17 protein-coding genes are annotated in these 18,079 nt (G+C 64.5%); 10 read left to right on the forward strand and 7 right to left on the reverse strand.

Translation table 11 applies throughout. The features are described 5' to 3' along the window. Positions 1–2,067 carry a putative bifunctional diguanylate cyclase/phosphodiesterase gene (locus tag BG57_RS14820; RefSeq protein WP_035965195.1) on the reverse strand — a complete coding sequence of 689 codons (2,067 nt, stop codon included), beginning with the start codon at positions 2,065–2,067 and terminating at the stop codon, positions 1–3. A 72-nt stretch (positions 2,068–2,139) separates the two neighbouring features. Next, the gene (locus BG57_RS14825; protein ID WP_035965204.1) at positions 2,140–2,919 is read right to left on the reverse strand and encodes a DUF4410 domain-containing protein; all 780 of its coding nucleotides are present in this window, start codon (positions 2,917–2,919) and stop codon (positions 2,140–2,142) included. A gap of 206 nt (positions 2,920–3,125) precedes the next feature. Between BG57_RS14825 and BG57_RS14830 the strand changes: the two genes are divergently transcribed. Continuing rightward, entirely contained in the window at positions 3,126–3,914 is a 789-nt protein-coding gene (locus BG57_RS14830) for an SDR family NAD(P)-dependent oxidoreductase (RefSeq protein WP_035965210.1), read from the forward strand. Here the strand turns inward: BG57_RS14830 and BG57_RS14835 are convergent. From BG57_RS14835 to BG57_RS14845, 3 genes are all read right to left on the reverse strand, one after another. After that, a complete protein-coding gene (locus BG57_RS14835) occupies positions 3,911–5,362 on the reverse strand; it encodes a UdgX family uracil-DNA binding protein (protein WP_035965214.1) in 1,452 nt (483 codons plus the stop codon). The two genes, BG57_RS14830 and BG57_RS14835, sit on opposite strands and share 4 nt — an antisense overlap. Before the next feature lie 7 nt (positions 5,363–5,369). Continuing rightward, positions 5,370–6,581: a putative DNA modification/repair radical SAM protein gene (locus tag BG57_RS14840; protein ID WP_035965222.1), complete on the reverse strand. Its 1,212-nt coding sequence runs from the start codon at positions 6,579–6,581 to the stop codon at positions 5,370–5,372. 64 nt (positions 6,582–6,645) lie between these two features. Beyond that, positions 6,646–7,005 (reverse strand): DUF3140 domain-containing protein, encoded by a 360-nt coding sequence (locus BG57_RS14845; RefSeq protein ID WP_035965229.1) that lies wholly within the window; start codon positions 7,003–7,005, stop codon positions 6,646–6,648. Positions 7,006–7,109: 104 nt separating this feature from the next. On the opposite strand from BG57_RS14845, the gene BG57_RS14850 reads away from it, so the two are divergent. The 3 genes from BG57_RS14850 (at position 7,110) to BG57_RS14860 (ending at position 8,405) form a co-directional block, all read left to right on the forward strand. Then, on the forward strand, positions 7,110–7,331 hold the full coding sequence (locus tag BG57_RS14850) for a hypothetical protein (protein ID WP_035965233.1): 222 nt from the start codon (positions 7,110–7,112) through the stop codon (positions 7,329–7,331). Positions 7,332–7,466: 135 nt separating this feature from the next. Beyond that, the gene (locus BG57_RS14855) at positions 7,467–7,781 is read left to right on the forward strand and encodes a hypothetical protein (protein ID WP_035965239.1); all 315 of its coding nucleotides are present in this window, start codon (positions 7,467–7,469) and stop codon (positions 7,779–7,781) included. 327 nt (positions 7,782–8,108) lie between these two features. Continuing rightward, entirely contained in the window at positions 8,109–8,405 is a 297-nt protein-coding gene (locus tag BG57_RS14860) for a hypothetical protein (RefSeq protein ID WP_075583145.1), read from the forward strand. Between the two features lie 23 nt (positions 8,406–8,428). Here the strand turns inward: BG57_RS14860 and BG57_RS14865 are convergent, their stop codons facing one another. Both BG57_RS14865 and BG57_RS14870 read right to left on the reverse strand, forming a co-directional pair. Beyond that, positions 8,429–9,373, reverse strand: a complete 945-nt coding sequence (locus BG57_RS14865; RefSeq protein ID WP_052005823.1) for an aldose 1-epimerase — start codon at positions 9,371–9,373, stop codon at positions 8,429–8,431. After that, positions 9,370–10,170, reverse strand: coding sequence for a phytanoyl-CoA dioxygenase family protein (locus tag BG57_RS14870; RefSeq protein WP_035965801.1), 801 nt, complete (start codon positions 10,168–10,170; stop codon positions 9,370–9,372). Before BG57_RS14870 ends, BG57_RS14865 begins: the two co-directional genes overlap by 4 nt. 193 nt (positions 10,171–10,363) lie before the next feature. On the opposite strand from BG57_RS14870, the gene BG57_RS14875 reads away from it, so the two are divergent. The 6 genes from BG57_RS14875 to BG57_RS14900 all read left to right on the forward strand — a co-directional run bounded on the left by BG57_RS14875 (position 10,364) and on the right by BG57_RS14900 (position 18,079). Further along, positions 10,364–11,467, forward strand: a complete 1,104-nt coding sequence (locus tag BG57_RS14875; RefSeq protein ID WP_229754003.1) for a LacI family DNA-binding transcriptional regulator — start codon at positions 10,364–10,366, stop codon at positions 11,465–11,467. Positions 11,468–11,591: 124 nt separating this feature from the next. Next, a complete protein-coding gene (locus BG57_RS14880) occupies positions 11,592–12,608 on the forward strand; it encodes an ABC transporter substrate-binding protein (RefSeq protein WP_035965243.1) in 1,017 nt (338 codons plus the stop codon). Between the two features lie 69 nt (positions 12,609–12,677). Beyond that, entirely contained in the window at positions 12,678–14,240 is a 1,563-nt protein-coding gene (locus tag BG57_RS14885) for a sugar ABC transporter ATP-binding protein (protein ID WP_035965249.1), read from the forward strand. Further along, entirely contained in the window at positions 14,237–15,232 is a 996-nt protein-coding gene (locus BG57_RS14890; RefSeq protein WP_035965251.1) for an ABC transporter permease, read from the forward strand. The genes BG57_RS14885 and BG57_RS14890 overlap by 4 nt, the downstream gene beginning before the upstream one ends. A gap of 1 nt (position 15,233) precedes the next feature. Further along, entirely contained in the window at positions 15,234–16,190 is a 957-nt protein-coding gene (locus tag BG57_RS14895; protein WP_035965253.1) for an ABC transporter permease, read from the forward strand. A gap of 92 nt (positions 16,191–16,282) precedes the next feature. Next, the gene (locus BG57_RS14900) at positions 16,283–18,079 is read left to right on the forward strand and encodes a thiamine pyrophosphate-requiring protein (protein ID WP_035965256.1); all 1,797 of its coding nucleotides are present in this window, start codon (positions 16,283–16,285) and stop codon (positions 18,077–18,079) included.

Genomic DNA, 18,079 nt, shown 5'->3' on the forward strand with positions numbered 1-18,079 from the left:
TCAAACCCCCACCGCCCCCTCTTCCAGCAACGCCTCGAACGCCTGCGCCGAAAGCGGCTTCGCCAACAAGAACCCCTGCATCTCATCACACATGAGATCGCGCAGCCGATCGCGCTGCGTCCCCGTCTCCACGCCTTCCGCGACCACGTCCATATCGAGCGAATGCGCGAGCGCAATAATCGCCGATACGATCGCGCGCCCTTCCTGCCCGTTCTCATCCAGCCCGTTCGTGAAGAACCGGTCGATCTTCAATTGCTTCGCACGAAAACGCTGCAAATAAGCGAGACTCGAATACCCCGTACCGAAATCGTCGATGGCAATCTCGAAGCCATTGTCCTGAAACGCGCGAATCATGTCGATGGTGCGCGGCGCGTCCTGCATCGCCACCGTCTCGGTGATCTCGAACATCAGCTGCTCGCTCGCCACGCCTTCCTCGCGCAGTATCGCCAGGATGCGAGCCACGAGATCCGCCTCGTTCATCTGCCGCGGCGACAGGTTGATCGCCACCTTCACCGGAGGACGTCCCGCGTCGCGCCATCGCACCATCTGCCGGCAGGTCTCGCGCACGACCCAATAGCCGATCTCGACGATCTGCCCCGAACGCTCTGCAATCGGAATGAACTCCATCGGCGTCAGCAAGCCGCTCTGCGGATGATCGAGCCGGATCAGCGCCTCCGCACCCGCAAGCTCGCCGCCGCCGCGAAACTTCGGCTGAAACAGCAGAAAGAAATAACCCGCGTCCAGCGCTTCGTGCAACGCCTGCTGGATCTTCAGCGTGCGCACCGCCGCTTCGTTCATGCTCGCCTCGAAGAAGCGATACGTGCTGCGCCCGCCGCGCTTCGCCTCGTACATCGCGACATCCGCATGCTTGAGCAGCGCTTCGACGCTCTCGCCATCGTCGGGGAAGAGCGCAATGCCGATGCTCGGCATCACCTGCAACGGATGCTCGCCGATCACGAGTCCCTTCCTCATCGTATCGAGGATGCGTTCGGCGAGCCGCTCCGCGTCGCCATGCGCTTTCATGTTCTCCAGCAGCACGACGAACTCGTCGCCGCCGAGCCGCGCGACCGTATCGCCGCCGCGCACGCATTGCAGCAGGCGTCGCGCGAACGCCTTCAGCACTTCGTCGCCGGTCGAGTGGCCGAGCGAATCGTTGATGGTCTTGAAGCCGTCGAGGTCCATGAAAAGAATCGCGAAGCGCGTGCCGCCGTGCGTCGCGTGGCGCACCGCCAGCTCGATGCGCTCGGTCATCGTGCGGCGGTTCGGCAAATCCGTGAGCGTGTCGAACGTCGCCATGTGGACGATCTGTCCGTGCAGCTTCGTCACGGAGCCGGCAAGCATCGCGTTATGCGCGTCGAAACGCGACAGCACGAGCGTGATGACGAGGATCGTCAGCGTGAAGAGCGTGACGGTCGTGCCGAGCCAGTGAACGTCGACATCGTTGGCCGCGGCGCAAACCGCGCCGAGCGGAAAGTTCGCGGCGGCATTGCCCGTGTAGTGCATGCCGGTGATCGCGATGCCCATCACGAGCGCCGATGCAACGCGCTTGATGATCAAGTTCGACTGGCTCGCGTCGGACAGCGCGCGTGCAATCCACAGCGCCGCGCCGGATGCCGTCACCGCAATCGCAATCGACGCTGCGAACAGCGCGGGATCGTAGACGATGGCGGGCTGCATGCGCATCGCGGCATCGCCCATGTAGTGCATCGTCGCGATGCCCGCGCCCATCAGCACGCTGCTGACGACGAGCCGCGCGATGGTGAGCCGCGCGCCGTTGATGACCGAGAGCGCAAAGAACGAGACGAGTATCGCCACGCCGAGTGACGCCGCCGTGATGCTCAGGTCATAGCCGAGCGGGATCGGCAGCGCGAAGGCGAGTACGCCGATGAAATGCATCGACCAGATGCCGGTGCCCATCGATGCCGCGCCGCCCGCGAGCCACACGTAGCGCATGCGCGAGCGGGACAGCGCCGCGATGCGGCCGGAGATGTCGAGCGCCGTGAACGAGGCGAGCGTCGCCACCACGAGCGACGCCGCGACAAGCCAGAAGTTGTAAGTGCCGTGCATAGGGTGCCGGGTTCAAGATGCTTGTTTGCGTCTGCGTCTTATCGGCGCGCGCCCCGGCATTCTTGAATCCGCTCAACTCTTGGCGGGCATCCATCCTTGCGCCGCCCCGCTTTTACCGATCTGCACTGCGATTGCATCGCCAAGGCGCTTTTCATCGGAAGAAACGCCTGCCCGCTTCGTTTCCGACACCCCATGCAGTCCGCCCGATACCGCCAGCGAACTCATCGCATGGCCCGCCGCCGCGCCGACGCCCGCCATCTCGGCGACGCCCGGCGCGTGGCCGCTGTCCGCGCTCGCGTCGAACTGCTCGACGATTTGCGGCACGCCGTGCGCCGGCTTATAGAGGAGCTGCACCGTCGCGCCGACCTTGCTTTCGCCCGCGCCGAGGCCGATCAGCACGCGGCGGCGGCGGTTGCCGGCGTCGATCTTGTCGATGCTGCCCGCGACGACCAGAACGCTCCGATCGTCCGGCGGCGGGACATCAGCGCGGATCGCGGGCAAGCCCATCGACTGCAGCTTGGCGACGATTTCGTTGGCGACCGCCTCGCGTGCTTCGACCGCTTCCTGCGATTGCTGCTGTGCGGGCGAAGCGCCGGACATCGAGGCCTTAAGCTTCGATGCAATACCGTGATCGTCGAGCGTGACGTCGCCTGCGCTGCTGTCGAACGCGTAGACGTAGATTGCGTCAGGACGCGTCGCGGGCGCCGCGGCAACGGTCGTCGGATTCGGATATTGGCCGGCTTGCGCGCAGCCGGCGAACAACGCGCTGCTGGTCATCACGCCCGCGATCACGACGCGGCGCGCATGCTTGAGGATGGAATTGAGCGAGGAAGAACGGATCGGCTTGGACATGGTGGCGGCTCGGCTTGATGAATCGTTGGCTGGGTGGTTCGCTTCAGACGCAACTATGGACGAGGCCCGCCGCCTGGGCCATCGAACATTTATGTCGCGAAGTTTCATCGACCGGAAGAGCCCGCCGCGCGGCGCTTCAGCGCGATTGCGCGGACGTCGCTACCATGCACCGGATACACGAACCGCCACCAACCACGGAGTCAGGAATGGACCTCAAGCTCGGCAGCAAACTCGCATTCGTTTCGGGATCGACGAAAGGAATCGGCCATGCCATCGCGGTGGGCCTCGCGCGTGAAGGGGCGCGCGTGATCGTCAATGGACGCTCCCAGTCATCCGTCGATGCCGCGCTCGACAAGCTGCGACAGGCCGTGCCGACTGCGCAAGTGGAAGGCTTCGCCGGCGATGTCTCGGACGCCGCGCAAGTCGACGCGCTGGTGCAACGCTTCCCCGACGTCGATATTCTCGTGAACAATATGGGCATCTTCGAACCGAAGCCGTTCGAAGACATCTCCGACGACGACTGGCTGCGCTTTTTCAACGCAAACGTGATGTCGGGCGTCCGGCTGTCGCGTGCCTATCTGCCGAAGATGAAGGCGAAGAACTGGGGCCGCGTCGTGTTCATCAGCAGCGAGAGCGGCATTCAGATTCCTGTCGAAATGATTCACTACGGACTGACCAAGACCGCGCAACTCGCGCTCTCGCGTGGCCTCGCCGAAACCTGCGCCGGCACGGGCGTGACCGTCAACGCAGTGCTGCCCGGCCCGACGAGTTCGGAAGGCGTGACCGAGTTCGTCGGCAAGCTTTCGGGCGGCAAGAGCTTCGAGGAAGCGGAGAAGTCGTTCTTCGCGGAGGCGCGGCCAAGCTCGCTGCTCAAGCGCTTCATTGAACCGGAAGAGATCGCGAGCATGGTCGTGTATGTGTGCTCGGAGTTGTCATCGGCGACGAATGGCGCGGCGCTGCGCGCGGACGGCGGGGTCGTGCGCGCGGCCTTCTAGCGCGTGCCCGGGCCCGCGCTCAACGCGTGGGCCTTGGCGAGGGCATCGGTGATATCGGCGACGGTCTTTTCGCGCGCCGTTTCGTCCTGCTGCCTGAGCGCGTATGACGGGTGATACGTCGCGACGATCAGCTTGTCGCCGAACGGCAACACGCGTCCGACGTGCTCGCGCAAGGTCGCGCGCTTGCCGAGCAGCGCGGTGAGCGCCGTCGCGCCCAGCGTGACGATGACGCGCGCATCGGTATCGTTCAGTTCGCGTTCCAGCCAGTACGAACACGCTTCGACTTCCTGCTGCGCGGGCGTCTTGTGCAGACGACGCTTGCCGCGCGGCTCCCACTTGAAATGCTTCACCGCGTTGGTCAGATACACCTGTTCGCGCGGCACACCGGCGCGGCGCATCGCGTCGTCGAGCAATTGTCCGGCCGGTCCGACGAACGGCTCGCCCTTCAGGTCTTCCTGATCGCCGGGCTGTTCGCCGAGCAGCATGATGCGCGCATCCGGCGGCCCCGCGCCGTGCACGGCCTGCGTCGCGTTGCGCCAGAGATCGCAGCGGCGGCAGGTATCGAGCGAGGTGGGCGCGTCGCGTTCCGGCTGTGCATCTTCCGCCTCGACCTGCACCGTCTTGCCGCCGAGCGCGCCGACCGTCCTCGCCTGCGCGACGCGCCGCGCGCCGCCACGTGCATCGCTCAGCATCTGCGGGATCAGCGCGCCTTCGGGCAAGCCCTTCCAGAACCGCACCGGCATGTGCTGTTCGAGCGCGGATTCATTGAGGCGCGCCGGATTGAAGATGCTGCGGTAGTAAGTCATCCAGAGGTCTTCGGCGGCGTCGGGCGTATCCGTCGCATGGTCGGACGCCAGCGCGCGGCGGCGCTCGATCTGCAGGCGCTCGCCATTCCACATCGCCGCGCCGTCGGGCGTCGTGATGAGCCACGTCGAGCGGCCCATGCGCGCCGCGAAGTGATCCGCGCCCCACGCGAGGACATCATGATCCGGCTCGTACCACGCGACGTATTCGGGCGGGCCGAGCGACGCGTCGCGCTGACGGAAACGCACATAGGCGATCATGTCGTGCTGCGCGCGCCGCACCGCCTTCGCCATCTTGTAGAGGCGCGCGCCGTCTTCGTCGGCGGGAGAAGCGACCGAGCGATCGCCGTGGGTCCATCGCCATAACACGCGATACAGAAAGCCCCAGCGATGCGCGTCGCGGAAATGCGCGGCGTCTTTCAGCAGCGCAGCGAGTTCGCGCGAGACGCGCACCTGTTGCGGATCGCGCGAAGGCGCGGCGGCATCGGCGTTCGCTTCGAACAAGGCGGGAGCTTCGAACAATGCGGGAGCTTCGCTCTGGCGCGTGCGCCAGTCGATCGCTTCGGGCGCGAGTCCCAGCGACAGCGCGTTCAGCGCCGCGCTGCGCCAGGCGTCGAAATCGTCGTCGATGGTGATGGCCTGCATTTGCACGCTAGAGAAGCGACAACTGCACCGGCTGCGTCGCGAGCGCCCGCCGCAAATTCTCCGACGATGCCTCGACGAGCGGCGGCCGATAATCTTCGGTGACCACGAACGGCTTCACCTTGTCCATGCTGCAGCGAAGGCGCACGAGGTCGTGGTAGCGCACGCGCCGCGTCCGGCGCAATTCGACGATGCGCTTCGCGTTGCGCATGCCGATGCCCGGCACCCGCGCGATCATGCGCGCGGGCGCGGCGTTCAGATCGACCGGAAAGCGCTCGCGATGAGCAAGCGCCCAAGCAAGCTTCGGATCGACATCGAGCGGCAGGTTGCCGGCATCGCCGAGAAGTTCGGCTGCATTGAAGCCATAACCGCGCATCAGAAAGTCCGCCTGATACAGCCGATGCTCCCGCAACAGCGGCGGCGCTTTTGACGGCACGCCGGTCGGGCTGTCCGGAATCGGACTGAACGCGGAATAGTAGACGCGCTTCAGTTGATAAGAACCGTACAGCGTTTCGGCGGTGCCGAGGATGGTGCGGTCATCCGTTTCGTCGGCGCCGACGATCATCTGCGTGCTCTGCCCCGCCGGCGCGAAACGTGGCGCGCGTGGCTCCGCTTCGGATTCTTCTCGCGCCACGCGGATGTTGCCCATCGCGAGCTTGATGGTTCGCCCGCTTTTCTCCGGCGCAAGACGTTCGAGGCTGATCTCGGTCGGTAGCTCGATATTCACGCTCAGCCGGTCCGCATACCGTCCCGCCTGCGCGATGATTTCCGGATCGGCATCCGGTATGGTTTTCAGATGGATGTAGCCGCGAAACTGATGCTTCTCGCGCAACGTCTTGGCGACGAGAACGAGTTGCTCCATCGTGTAATTAGACGAGCGAATGACGCCGGAACTGAGAAACAGGCCGTCGATGTAATTGCGGCGATAGAAGTCCACCGTCAGCGTGACCACTTCCTCCGGCGTGAAGCGCGCGCGCGGCACGTTGCTCGACCGGCGATTGATGCAGTAGCGGCAGTCGTACAGGCAAAAGTTGGTCAGCAGAATCTTCAGCAAGGACACGCAGCGGCCATCCGGCGTGAAGCTATGGCAGATGCCCGAACCCGTGCTCGCGCCGAGGCCGTCCACGCCGCGCGACTCGCGTTTCGGCGCGCCGCCGCTCGCGCACGAGGCGTCGTACTTGGCGGCATCCGCGAGAATTTCGAGCTTTTCTGACAGTTCCATTTTGGCTATGATACTGTATGTTTATACAGTATGCTATCGGTGTCGTGCGAGGTCAAAGGGCGTTCTACTTCAACGGATCATGTCCCCAGTTCATCAGCGAATAACGCCAGTTCGTATGCTCGATATCGCCGTGCGGGCGCTGCGCCAAATGGCGCTTCACGTAGCCGGCCACTTTGCGCATGTGGGCGTAGTCGTCGGGCTGCAAGTCGCTCTTCTTTGCGCCAAGCAATTCGATGATGCGTCTGCCCGACTTGTGGCCCACAGACTCCGCATCGCCGTCTTTCTGGCCGACTGCGCGGGACTCTTCCGTCGCGAGCCATTTGTCGAGTTGATGCGCCGTCATGTTCACGAGCGTCCTGAACTCTTCGTAAGCGGCCTTGTCTTCTTCGTCCGTCGATTGTCCATGCGCGTTGGCTTTGGTCACGAGTTTGCTCCTGGTATCGCGTCATATCGATCGAGCAAACATCGCTCCTGTGACATCGCCTTGCCTCAACCGAGTTGATGACTTCATTAGCGGAGACTTCCCGAATGCGTTTCGACTACAAGAACTTCCATATCGACTGCACCGCCCGTCACGATGAAGACGGCAGCTTCTACGCGCACGCCCGAATCACGAGCGCGCCCAATGAATACACGCCCAATCTCGAAGTCCACGACTCCGGCGATCTCGACTCATTCGCCAATGAATGGGACGCCTTACATTGCGCGCGGGCATGGGCAATCGAATGGTGCGACGAGGCGCTCGCCTGACGCACTCTCGGCTTCCTCACGTGGTCGACCTAGGCGAGGCTTTCATCGCGCGGCACAGGGATTGCGGTATGTAAGCCGCGACGCCGCGCGGTCAACGCGAAGCGGCGCGCTTAAACCACCATCAAGGGAGGCACCATGAAGATCGCTAAGAAGAGTTTGCTCGTGTCCGCGCTAGTGTTGAGCTTGTCGGGCGCTGCGTTCGCGCAGGGCGCGGGCGGCGGTGCAGGCGGAGGAGCAGGCGGTGCGGGCGGCGGCACGGCGGGCGGCAACGGCGCGGGTCAGGGCGGCACTGGCATGAGCACGCCGAACGCGCATGGCACGACGGGCGCCACGTCCGGCGCATCGGGCTCGAGCACGATGGACTCATCGGGCGGCTCGAGCGGATCGACGGGCTCCAGCAGCCATATGAACAAGAAGAGCGGCTCGAGCAGCGGCAGCAAGACGAACTAACGCGCTTCGTCTGACGAGTGTGCAGGCCGCGTTCGATGCGCGGCCTTTTTGTTTCTGGCGTCCTCACGATAAGCGGTCGCAAGTCCTGGCCGATCCCTCCCAACGCATCCCTTCGACATAGGGATTTCGCGTCCTCTCCCGAATCCGTAACGTGTGCCTGCGCGATGTTTCTCGCGCTCGAAACAGCACCGTGGTCAATGCACCGCGTGCTCGTATTGTTCGCGCGTTTGCCCGGATTCATTCATCGCGCGACTTTGCCCTAACGCTGCAAGGAGTCCGCGAAATTCGTTTCCGGCTGCTTGAGCATTCGTTACAAGGAGCTGGAACATGAAGCCGAGCCTGAACCTGAAAGTCGTCGCGATGATGGCCGCCTGTGCAGTGACCGCGAGCGTCGGCAACGCGCGCGCCGAAGGCATGCCCCAGTCCGCGCAACAACTCGTGCAGACGATGCGCCCAATGCAGCCGCACAACGGCGCGCCGGAACGCGATGCGAACGTCAAGTCCGGCGCCGGCGACGACCGCGCCTATGGCGGTGCGACTGGCAACGCGGGCGTATCGGCGAGCGGACGCAGCGTCGAAAGTTGCGCATGGGCGCCCGCCTGCACTGTGTTCTTCGGGCACTGAAGCCCGCGCCGACGCCGCCGGCGCTAATCCGTCCGCGGCGTCAGTCTGAACGCGACGCTCGTCGCGTCGCCCGGTTCGAGCACGCCGCCGCCCTTCAGCGTGTGATCGACATCGAGGTTCACCCAGTCCGCCACGTTGCTCACCGGCTCCACGCACAACAGCGACGGAAAAGCCGCCGGCGCATAGATCACCATGAAGTCGAACGGCGCGTCGGCGTCGAGCGTCACGGCGCGATGCTCGTCCGGCCACGCGATCGACGCCGTGCGCGTCCAGCCCGCGAAGTTGTTGTCGAGATCGAATGCATCGGCGGACATGCCTTCGGGCGACGCCAGCGCGTCCACGCTCGGATGCGGCGCGATGTGCGTCGGCAGTGGATCGGGCGTCGTGTGCCACATCGACGAAACCCGCGCATGCACGCGCGTGTTCGCCGTGCGCGGAAAGTACGGATGATGGCCGATGCCGAACGGCATACGCCGATCGGACAGGTTGCGCAGCGACATCGTGACCGTCAGCGATGTCCCGTCCAGCGCGATGTCCTGCGCCGCCTCATACGCGAACGGCCAGTGATGCGCGGCTTCCATCGATGGCGCGTGACTGAGCGTGAGCCGCGCGCTCGCCTCCGATAACGCCTCGACGCGCCACGGCAGCCGCCACGCGTTGCCGTGCAGCGCGTGTGGAAACAGATTGCCGTCGCCGGACAAATCGACGAGCGCGCCGTCGAACGTAAAGCGCGCATCGCGGATGCGGTTGCAGTACGGCGCCAGCGGAAAGCTCGCCATGCCGAGTGGATTGCGCGCGGCGAGCGCATCGGGCGTGGCGGGACGCAGCCAGTGACGCTCGCCGTCCGCGTGCGCGTCGAAGAACGCTGCGATCGCCCCGCCGATATGCGGCGCAAGAATCACGCGCCGCGCGCCATGACGCAAGGTGATCAGCGCGTCGTCCGCGCTCTCGATGTGATCGGCGCTCAATATGCGAACTGCCGGTAGTTTTCGTCGAAGATGCGCGCGGTTTGCTCGACCACCGGGTTGTAGCGCAAGAGACGCTTTGCACGCGACGGCAAATCGGCGAACACGGCGCGCGGCACGTCGATATGCACTTCGGGCCGGAAATACCACGCGCGGCTATAACCGATCACGACCATTGGACGCGGTTCGTCAGTGAGATTCGGCGTGCCGCGATGCAGCCCGCGCACGTCGCGGATCATCACGTCGCCGAGGCGCATCGGCACGCGCTCGGGCGGAAAGCGGCCATCGGCGAGACCGGCGAGCGCTTCTTCTCGCGAGATGCGATGCGTGCCGCGCGTCGTTTCGAGCGAGCCGTTACGGTCGTCGACATCGACGAGCGGAAAGTTCACCGCAAGCTGGAACGACGGCGTTTCCGGCGCGTCGTCGAAGAGCGGCGGCGTGTCGCGATGCCAGTCCTGGAAGTCGGAGCCGCGCACCGGCGTATCGGTGGCGAGCTGGCACATCACCGGGTCCGGCCCGGCCACACGCTCGACAATGCCGACGATATCTTCATCGCAGAAGATAGCCGGGTCCGCGAATTCGCCCTCGAACGGCAAGGTCACGTAGTAGCGCCCCGGCCCGCGATTGCCGCTGGCCGATGCCTCGCGCGCCGCCTCGACATGCGGTGCGAAGAGCGGCGCGAACGCATCGCGCCATGTTGCGAGCTTCGCGCGGTCAAAGTGATCCTGCAGCAGTACGAAGCCATCTTTCTCGAACGCTCGAGCGAGCGCATCTCTCGTGCTTTCGTCATACCGGCCCATCGTCTCCTCCGTTGTTTCGGTCATCGTTCGATCGAAAACAGGATGGCATGCGTGCAATCGGGCCGTCAATATTATTAGTAATAGATCGGGAAAACCCCGTACTGGCTCACCATTTAGCTAGGGGCTTCCCGCGTTGTTCATCACTAATATTAGTGGTAAGTTTCATTCGCTCTATGACTTGCGTTGCCGCACGATGAAGAAAACCACGCCCCGCCGTCCGACGATGACCGACATCGCGAAGCTCACCGGAGTCTCGCAATCGACGGTATCGCTCGTGCTCAACAATGCGAGCGGCGCGAAGTTTTCGGACGCCACGCGCGACAAGGTATTGAAGGTTGCGCAGGAACTCGGCTATCGCATGACGCCGCGCGAATCGGCGAGCCTGGAAGCCATCGATACGCTCGGCGCCCAAAGCGAGCGCAATCTGATCGTGTATCTCGCCGACGAAATCTCGACGAGCCCGCATCCGGTCGTGAGCATCGACGGCGCGCGCGAAACCGCGTTCGCGCACGGCCGCATGCTCGCCGTCTATTCGACGCACGGCAACGCGGAGATCGAGCAGCGCGTGCTGGATTCGACGCTCGGCAATCCGAACGTCTTCGGCGTGATCTACGCGACGGTGTACACGCGCCGCGTCACGCTGCCCGCCTCGCTCGCGCAGGTGCCGACCGTTCTGCTCAACTGCTACACGAGCGAGGCGACCGTGTCGTCGGTGGTGCCGGCGGAAGTCGCGGGCGGGCACACGGCGACGGATCATCTGCTGGCGGCGGGGCATCGGCGAATCGGGTACATCAACGGCGAGCCGTGGCAGGACGCCGCGCGCGAACGCCTGAAGGGGTATCGCACCGCGCTCGCGACAGCGGATCTGCCGTTCGCGCCGGAACTCGTGCGCGAAGGCGACTGGAGTTCCGGCACGGGCTTCGAGCAGACGCTTTCGCTGATGCGCGAAGCCAATCCGCCGACCGCGATCTTCTGTGCGAACGACCTGATGGCGCTCGGCGCGATCGAGGCGCTCAAGCAAATCGGCCTGCGCGTGCCGGACGATGTATCCGTCGTCGGTTACGACGATCAGGAGATTGCCCGGCACACGCATCCACCGCTGACGACGGTCGTGCTGCCGAACTACGATCTCGGCCGCTGGGCCGTCGAAACGCTTCTGCAGGAGGAACACAATCGCGCGGCGGGCGCGCCGGTGCGCCGCCGCACCGTGAAGCTGGACGGTCCGCTGATCGAACGCGGATCGGTCAGGGTCGTCAATGAAGTCAGGCAACTCGCCATCCATCACAGTAACGATTGACGGCGCTGACCCGCCGCACATAACGATAAAAGCAGCAACAGCAAGCCACTCTCGCAGCAGATCGACCGGGCAACAACAAGCATCGGCATCACCACAAAGAGAAGCATCCTTATCGGAGGAAGACATGCTGTCGCTAGAGAAGCAATCACGCCCGGGCATGCGCCCGCTCGCCGCCGCACTGAGCGCCATCGCCGCGCTGACGCTTTGCGCAGGCTTCACCGCCGCGCACGCCGCCGACGACGCCCTGCCCAAGATTCCGAACAAGAAGCCGCTGCGCGTGGGCTTCGCGCAGACCGAGAGCAACAACCCGTGGCGGCTCGCCGAGACGAAGAGCTTCAAGGACATCGCCGCGAAGTGCGGCTGGCAGATGGTCATGACGGATGCGAACAGCTCCGCAGCGAAGCAGGTGTCGGATATCCAGAGCATGATCGCGCAGCGCGTCGACCTGCTCGTGTTCCCGCCGCGCGAAGAGAAGCCGCTCGTGCCGGTCGTCATGCAGGCGAAGAAGGCGGGCATTCCGGTGATTCTCGTCGACCGCAACATCGATCAGTCGATGGCGAAGGCCGGCCGCGACTACCTCACGTTCATCGGCTCGGATTTCATCGATCAGGGACACCGCGCCGCCGACTGGCTCGTGAAGGCGACCAACGGCAAGGCGACGATCATCGAACTCGAAGGCTCGACCGGCGCATCGGCGGCGAACGATCGCAAGAAGGGATTCGATGAAGTCATCGCGAAGAATCCGGGCATGAAGATCGTCGCTTCGCAAAGCGGTGACTTCGCTCGCGACAAGGGCCGCCAGGTCATGGAAACGCTGTTGCAGGCGCATCCCGACGTGACCGCCGTCTACGCGCACAACGACGAAATGGCGCTCGGTGCGATCGCCGCGATCAAGGCCGCCGGCAAGCAGCCGGGCAAGGACATCATCCTCGTGACAATCGACGGCACCAAGGGCGGACTCGAAGCCATCAAGGCGGGCGAGCTCGGCGCAAGCGTGCAGTCGAGCCCGTTCTTCGGGCCGCTCGCGTGCGATGTCGCGCAGAAGTATGCGAAGGGCGAGACCATTCCGCCGTGGGTGAAAGTCTCCGACCGCTTTTACGACAAGAGCAACGTCGATCAGAGCATGCAGTACGGGTATTGACGCAAGCGTGTGTGCGTTGCGGGCGCGCGTGCAGTCGTGCCCGCCTTTCTCAATGGACGGACAACACGCATGGCTCAGACTCCCCTACTCGACATGCAGGACATCGAAATCGCGTTCGGCGGCGTCGCGGCATTGAAGCGTGCGCGGCTCACCGTGGCGGCGGGCGAAGTGCACGCGCTCATCGGTCAGAACGGCGCGGGCAAGTCGACGCTCATCAAGATTCTGACGGGCGCGTATCGCAAGAGCGGCGGCACGATTCGCTTCGATGGCCGCGAAGCCGATTTCCGCACGCCGAAGGAAGCGCGCGAATCCGGCATCAGCACGATCTATCAGGAGATCAACCTCGTGCCGTTCCGCTCGGTCGCGGAGAACATCTTTCTCGGACGCGAGCCGCGCCGTTTCGGCCTGATCGACTGGAAGACGGTGCAGCGTCGCGCATCCGACCTGCTGGAATCGTTCGGATTGCATATCGATGTCAGAAAACCCGTACGCGACTATTCGACCGCGATTCAGCAAATGGTCGCACTGGCGCGCGCCGTGTCGTCGGATGCGAAGATGGTCATCATGGACGAATCGACGTCCTCGCTCGACGAACGCGAAGTCGAATTGCTGTTCACCGTGGTTCGCCGTCTGCGTGACGACGGACGCGCGGTGATCTTCGTGTCGCATCGGCTCGACGAACTGTACGCGCTGTGCGACCGCGTCACCGTGATGCGCGACGGCCAGACCGTCGCCGAAAGCACGATGCAGGAGATGGACAAGCTCAGGCTCGTCACGACGATGCTCGGCCGCACGCTCGCCGCCGTCGTTCACGAAGACAGCGCGGTGAAGCAGGCGAATCTCGAAAAGCGCGGCGCGGTCGCGCTGAGCGCGCAGTCGCTTGCGGCAGGCGCGAAAGTCGCGAACGTATCGCTCGACGTCCACGCGGGCGAAGCCGTCGGTCTCGCGGGGCTGCTCGGCTCGGGACGCACGGAAACGATGCGCCTGCTGTTCGGCGCGGACCGCCCGTCGCAAGGCACGCTCGCGGTCGGCGGCGATGACGTGTCGTTCCGTTCTCCGAAAGACGCCATCGCGCGCGGCATCGCGTATCTCACCGAGGACCGCAAGGCCGAAGGCATCGTCCCGGACCTTTCGGTGCGCGACAACCTCACGCTCGTCTGCCTGCCCGCGCTGACGAAACGCGGCATCGTCGATGTGGCGAAGCAGCGCGAAATCGTCGATGGCTTCATCGCGTCGCTCGGCATCAAGCTGCGTTCGCCGGACCAGCCGGTGCGCGAACTGTCGGGCGGCAATCAGCAGAAAGTGCTGCTCGCACGCTGGCTTGCGACTCACCCGCGCCTGCTGCTGCTCGACGAACCGACGCGCGGCATCGACGTCGGCGCGAAAGCGGATGTCGCGAAGATCGTGCGCGAGTTGCGCGACGCGGGGATGGCCGTGCTGTTATCGGCATCCGAACTGGAAGAGCTGACCGCCGTGGCCGACCGCGCGGTCGTGATCCGCGATGGCGAAACGGTCGCGCAACTCGATGGCGCGCAGATGACCGAGGCGTCGATCATGGATGCGATCGCCTACGGCTCGGGCGAGAAATCGACGCTGGCGCAAGCGAGCGCCGCGCAAGGAAACGAAGCATGATCGACAAGACGCAACCCGCCGCACCGCTCGCCGCCGACGCACAGGCCGCGCCGCCGAGAAAGAAGCGCGGCATCGCGATACAGCGCGAAATCGTCGTGCTCGTCGCGATGATCGTGTTCAACCTGATCTTCACGGACCATTTCTGGTCGCTGCAGACCTTCAACGTGAATCTCACGCAGGTGGTGACGATCGTGATCGTCGGCATCGGCATGACGCTCGTCGTCGCGACGGGCGGCATCGATCTGTCCGTGGGCGCTTCGATGGCGATTGCCGGCGCGCTCGCGCCGATGCTCTTCATGAACATCGACGGGCCGCTCGGCATTCTGCTCGCGTTCACGCTGCCGGTACTGGCCGCCGCGCTGTGCGGCGTGTTTAACGGACTGCTCGTGACGAGGCTTCATGTGCAGCCGATTGTCGCGACGCTCGTGCTGTTCATCGCGGGACGCGGCATCGCGCAGGTCGTCACCGACGGCAGCCTTCAGGCGTTCAACAATCCCGCGTTCCAGTGGATTGCGCTCGGCAAGGTCGCGGGCGTGCCGTTCCAGATTCTCCTGATGCTCGCGCTCGTCGCGATCTTCACGTGGATCGTGCGCAAGACGCTCTTCGGCAAATACCTGCTCGTCACCGGCGGCAACGAAGATGCGGCCTATCTGTGCGGCATTCCGACCGCCCGCGTGAAACTCGTCGCCTATACGCTCTGCGCGGCGCTCGCGGGCCTCGCGGGACTGATCTCGATCTCGGTGAATTCGTCTTCGGATGCGAACGTGGTCGGACTCGGCGTCGAACTCGATGCGATCGCGGCCGTGGCTGTCGGCGGCACCGCGCTGACGGGCGGCAAGGCGTTTATCACGGGCACGCTGATTGGCGCGCTCATCATTCAGCTATTGCGTTACACGCTGCTCGCGCACGGCATTCCGGATGCCGCCGCGCTCGTGCTCAAGGCCGCGATCATCATCGCCGCCGTCTACGTGCAGCGTCGCCGGGGCTCATGACATGAAGAAGAACCTTCCGATCCTGATTGCACTCGTGGCCTTGCTCGTGCTCGGCCTCGTGCGCTATGAGCATTTCGCGTCGGCGTACAACGTGACGTCCTTCTGGCGATACAACTCGATGTTCGCGCTGATCTCCATCGGCATGGCGTTCGTCATCATCACGGGCGGCATCGACTTGTCCGTGGGCGCGGTGGCCGCGCTGGCGAGCGTTGTTTCCGCGCTGGCGAGCCCGCACGGCGCGGTGGCGGGCGTGCTCGCCGGATCGTTCGCGGGGCTGGCCGTGGGCGTGCTGAACGGCATGGTCATCACGCATATGCGGATTCTGCCGTTCATCGTCACGCTCGCGACGAGTCTCGGCGCGCATGGCCTCGCGCTGTTGCTCGGTCATAACGATGCGGTGGCGATCTCATCCGACACGAACTTCGCCGCGTTCGGCCAGGGCGATTTCCTCGGCCTACCCGTACCGGGCATCGTGTCGCTGATCGCGGCAGTCGCCGGATGGATCGCGCTGCGCAGTTCGCGCTTCGGGCGGCATGCGCTCGCCATCGGCGGCAGCGAAGAGGCATCGCGGCTGATGGGGCTGAACGTGGATCGCACGCTCGTCGCGGTCTATGCGGTGAGCGGCCTGCTCGCGGGCATCGCCGGCGCGATTCTGGCCGCGCAATTCGGCGCGGGACAGCCGAACGAAGGCGTCGGCTGGGAGCTGTTCGCGATCTCGGCCGTCGTGCTCGGCGGCACGCGGCTGACGGGCGGCGAAGGCTCCATCGCGATGACGATTGCAGGCGTCGCGCTGCTCGGACTCGTGTTCAACCTGCTGAACTTCGAGAACGGCTTGGGCTATATCAGCTTGTCCGCGTACTGGCAGTCGGTGATTCGCGGCCTGTTCCTGTTGCTCGTGATCGTGTTGCAGGCGCGCGTGCTGAAACGCAGGGCGACGCCCGCCAAAATCGCGCATTGAACTGACATCGCGATTCCACGCATTCGGCATGTGCCTTGCTGGCTGCCTCTCGTTGCTGCATTCATCCCGCACGCATTACGGAGGCAATCACCATGTCAACCACCGTCGGCGATTTTCTGGTCGACCGCCTGTACGCCTGGGGCGTGCGCCGCATCTTCGGCTATCCCGGCGATGGCATCAACGGCGTGTTCGGCGCGCTCAATCGCGCGAACGGCAAGATCGAATTCATTCAGGCGCGGCATGAGGAGATGGCCGCATTCATGGCGTCCGCCCATGCGAAGTTCACGGGCGAACTCGGCGTGTGCATTGCCACTTCGGGACCGGGCGCTTCGCATCTGCTGACCGGTCTTTACGACGCCAGGCTCGATCACGTCCCGGTGCTCGCCATCGCGGGCCAGCAGGCGCGCGCCGCGCTCGGCGGACACTATCAGCAGGAACTCGATCTGTCGGCCATGTTCAAGGACGTCGCCGGCGCCTTCGTGCAGCAGGCGAGCGTGCCGTCGCAGATTCGGCATCTCGTCGATCGCGCGGTCCGCACGGCGCTCGGCGAACGCAGGGTCACGGCGCTGATCCTGCCGAACGATCTTCAGGATATGGACTACGAGCCGCCCGGCCGCAAGCATGGGACGGTGCATTCGGGCGTCGGTTATAACGCGCCGAAAATCGTCCCTTATGCCGACGATCTGCAACGCGCCGCCGATGTGCTCAACGCGGGCAAGAAGGTCGCGATCCTCGTCGGCGCGGGCGCGCTTCAGGCCACCGACGAAGTGATCGCCGTCGCCGAGAAGCTGGGCGCGGGCGTCGCGAAGGCGCTGCTCGGCAAGGCCGCGTTGCCCGACGATCTGCCTTTCGTCACCGGCTCAATCGGCCTGCTCGGCACCGAGCCCAGCTACAAGCTGATGACCGGCTGCGACACGCTGCTGATGATCGGCTCGGGCTTTCCGTATTCCGAGTTTCTGCCGAAGGAAGGCGCGGCGCGCGGCGTGCAGATCGACATCAAGGCGGACATGCTGTCGATCCGCTATCCGATGGAAGTCAACCTCGTCGGCGATAGCGCCGAAACCTTGCGCGCGCTGCTGCCGCTGCTCGAAGAGAAGACGGGCCGTGGGTGGCGCAAGGACATCGAAGGCTGGATGGAAGACTGGTGGAAAAAGCTCGAAAAGCGCGCGCTCGAACCGGCGCAAAGCGGCGTAAATCCGCAACGCACGGTATGGGAACTGTCGCCGCGTGTGCCGTCGAATGCGATCGTCACCAGCGATTCCGGTTCGTGCGCGAACTGGTATGCACGCGATCTCAAAGTGAAGCGCGGCATGATGTGCTCGCTGTCCGGCGGCCTGGCATCGATGGGCGCAGCGGTCCCTTATGCGATCGCCGCGAAGTTCGCGCATCCCGGGCGCCCGGTGATCGCGCTCGTCGGCGATGGCGCCATGCAGATGAGCAACATGGCCGAGCTCATCACGGTGTCGAAATACTGGAAGCAGTGGTCCGATCCGCGCTGGATCTGCATGGTGCTCAATAACGAAGACCTGAATCAGGTCACGTGGGAGCAGCGCGTGATGAACGGCGATCCGAAGTTCGAAGCGTCGCAGCAGATTCCGTCGGTGCCGTATCACCGTTTCGCGGAACTGATCGGCTTGCGCGGCTTCTATGTCGACGATGCCGAGCGCATGGCCGCGGTATGGGATGAAGCGCTCGCGTCGGATCGTCCTGTCGTGATCGAAGTGAAGACCGATCCGAACGTGCCGCCGCTGCCGCCGCACTTTACGCTGCAACAGGCGAGGGCGTTCGCGACGACGCTATTCGAAGGCGATCCCGATCAAGGCAACGTAATCGTCGATACCGCAAAGCAGGTGCTCGGCGCAGTGCTGCCGGGGCACAAGGACAAGTAA

It is taken from the genome of Caballeronia grimmiae (assembly GCF_000698555.1).
In the GTDB taxonomy this organism is placed as follows: domain Bacteria; phylum Pseudomonadota; class Gammaproteobacteria; order Burkholderiales; family Burkholderiaceae; genus Caballeronia; species Caballeronia grimmiae.

Bases quoted from the DNA above. Each gene is read 5' to 3' on its own strand.
- BG57_RS14820 (WP_035965195.1), bottom strand. From the start codon at position 2,067: ATGCACGGCACTTACAACTTCTGGCTTGTCGCGGCGTCGCTCGTGGTG.
- BG57_RS14825 (WP_035965204.1), bottom strand. From the start codon at position 2,919: ATGTCCAAGCCGATCCGTTCTTCCTCGCTCAATTCCATCCTCAAGCAT.
- BG57_RS14830 (WP_035965210.1), top strand. From the start codon at position 3,126: ATGGACCTCAAGCTCGGCAGCAAACTCGCATTCGTTTCGGGATCGACG.
- BG57_RS14835 (WP_035965214.1), bottom strand. From the start codon at position 5,362: ATGCAGGCCATCACCATCGACGACGATTTCGACGCCTGGCGCAGCGCG.
- BG57_RS14840 (WP_035965222.1), bottom strand. From the start codon at position 6,581: ATGGAACTGTCAGAAAAGCTCGAAATTCTCGCGGATGCCGCCAAGTAC.
- BG57_RS14850 (WP_035965233.1), top strand. From the start codon at position 7,110: ATGCGTTTCGACTACAAGAACTTCCATATCGACTGCACCGCCCGTCAC.
- BG57_RS14855 (WP_035965239.1), top strand. From the start codon at position 7,467: ATGAAGATCGCTAAGAAGAGTTTGCTCGTGTCCGCGCTAGTGTTGAGC.
- BG57_RS14860 (WP_075583145.1), top strand. From the start codon at position 8,109: ATGAAGCCGAGCCTGAACCTGAAAGTCGTCGCGATGATGGCCGCCTGT.
- BG57_RS14870 (WP_035965801.1), bottom strand. From the start codon at position 10,170: ATGGGCCGGTATGACGAAAGCACGAGAGATGCGCTCGCTCGAGCGTTC.
- BG57_RS14875 (WP_229754003.1), top strand. From the start codon at position 10,364: ATGAAGAAAACCACGCCCCGCCGTCCGACGATGACCGACATCGCGAAG.
- BG57_RS14880 (WP_035965243.1), top strand. From the start codon at position 11,592: ATGCTGTCGCTAGAGAAGCAATCACGCCCGGGCATGCGCCCGCTCGCC.
- BG57_RS14885 (WP_035965249.1), top strand. From the start codon at position 12,678: ATGGCTCAGACTCCCCTACTCGACATGCAGGACATCGAAATCGCGTTC.
- BG57_RS14890 (WP_035965251.1), top strand. From the start codon at position 14,237: ATGATCGACAAGACGCAACCCGCCGCACCGCTCGCCGCCGACGCACAG.
- BG57_RS14895 (WP_035965253.1), top strand. From the start codon at position 15,234: ATGAAGAAGAACCTTCCGATCCTGATTGCACTCGTGGCCTTGCTCGTG.
- BG57_RS14900 (WP_035965256.1), top strand. From the start codon at position 16,283: ATGTCAACCACCGTCGGCGATTTTCTGGTCGACCGCCTGTACGCCTGG.